We start from the raw sequence: 1,849 nt of genomic DNA, 5'->3' as shown, positions 1-1,849 counted from the left end.
ACGCAGGGTTAGTCGGTCCCTAAGGCGAGGCTGAAAAGCGTAGTCGATGGAAAACAGGTTAATATTCCTGTACTTCTGGTTATTGCGATGGAGGGACGGAGAAGGCTAGGCCAGCTTGGCGTTGGTTGTCCAAGTTTAAGGTGGTAGGCTGAGATCTTAGGTAAATCCGGGATCTTAAGGCCGAGAGCTGATGACGAGTTACCCTYTGGGTGACGAAGTGGTTGATGCCATGCTTCCAAGAAAAGCTTCTAAGCTTCAGGTAACCAGGAACCGTACCCCAAACCGACACAGGTGGTTGGGTAGAGAATACCAAGGCGCTTGAGAGAACTCGGGTGAAGGAACTAGGCAAAATGGCACCGTAACTTCGGGAGAAGGTGCGCCGGTGAGGGTGAAGSAYTTRCTSCGTAAGCCCACGCCGGTCGAAGATACCAGGCCGCTGCGACTGTTTATTAAAAACACAGCACTCTGCAAACACGAAAGTGGACGTATAGGGTGTGACGCCTGCCCGGTGCCGGAAGGTTAATTGATGGGGTTAGCTAACGCGAAGCTCTTGATCGAAGCCCCGGTAAACGGCGGCCGTAACTATAACGGTCCTAAGGTAGCGAAATTCCTTGTCGGGTAAGTTCCGACCTGCACGAATGGCGTAACGATGGCGGCGCTGTCTCCACCCGAGACTCAGTGAAATTGAAATCGCTGTGAAGATGCAGTGTATCCGCGGCTAGACGGAAAGACCCCGTGAACCTTTACTATAGCTTTGCACTGGACTTTGAATTTGCTTGTGTAGGATAGGTGGGAGGCTTTGAAGCGTGGACGCCAGTTCGCGTGGAGCCAACCTTGAAATACCACCCTGGCAACTTTGAGGTTCTAACTCAGGTCCGTTATCCGGATCGAGGACAGTGTATGGTGGGTAGTTTGACTGGGGCGGTCTCCTCCTAAAGAGTAACGGAGGAGTACGAAGGTGCGCTCAGACCGGTCGGAAATCGGTCGTAGAGTATAAAGGCAAAAGCGCGCTTGACTGCGAGACAGACACGTCGAGCAGGTACGAAAGTAGGTCTTAGTGATCCGGTGGTTCTGTATGGAAGGGCCATCGCTCAACGGATAAAAGGTACTCCGGGGATAACAGGCTGATACCGCCCAAGAGTTCATATCGACGGCGGTGTTTGGCACCTCGATGTCGGCTCATCACATCCTGGGGCTGAAGCCGGTCCCAAGGGTATGGCTGTTCGCCATTTAAAGTGGTACGCGAGCTGGGTTTAGAACGTCGTGAGACAGTTCGGTCCCTATCTGCCGTGGACGTTTGAGATTTGAGAGGGGCTGCTCCTAGTACGAGAGGACCGGAGTGGACGAACCTCTGGTGTTCCGGTTGTCACGCCAGTGGCATTGCCGGGTAGCTATGTTCGGAAAAGATAACCGCTGAAAGCATCTAAGCGGGAAACTTGCCTCAAGATGAGATCTCACTGGRRCCTTGAGYYCCCTGAAGGGCCGTCGAAGACTACGACGTTGATAGGTTGGGTGTGTAAGCGCTGTGAGGCGTTGAGCTAACCAATACTAATTGCCCGTGAGGCTTGACCATATAACACCCAAGCAATTTGACTACTCGAAAGAGCATYAGATTGCGGTGTGTGAAGACGCAATGAACCGAAAGTTCGACGCTCACAAAACACCGAAAGCTGTCACATACCCAATTTGCTGAAACGTTGAAAAACGGTTCAGTACCCGAATTTCTTGACGACCATAGAGCATTGGAACCACCTGATCCCATCCCGAACTCAGCAGTGAAACGATGCATCGCCGATGGTAGTGTGGGGTTTCCCCATGTGAGAGTAGGTCATCGTCAAGATTAAATTCC

The 1,849-nt window shown here is 52.1% G+C and carries 2 rRNA genes; both read left to right on the top strand.

Annotated elements, in window-relative coordinates:
• Window positions 1–1,573, top strand: a 23S ribosomal RNA gene (locus tag AC1DU9_RS29740); the annotation flags it as partial.
• A 151-nt stretch (window positions 1,574–1,724) separates the two neighbouring features.
• Window positions 1,725–1,840 (top strand): 5S ribosomal RNA (gene rrf, locus AC1DU9_RS29735).
• Window positions 1,841–1,849: the final 9 nt, after the last annotated feature.

The organism is Pseudomonas sp. P4_C1, from assembly GCF_056402155.1.
The sequence above is the reverse complement of the archived record's forward strand: the minus strand, read 5'-3'. Positions and strand labels throughout refer to the sequence as shown.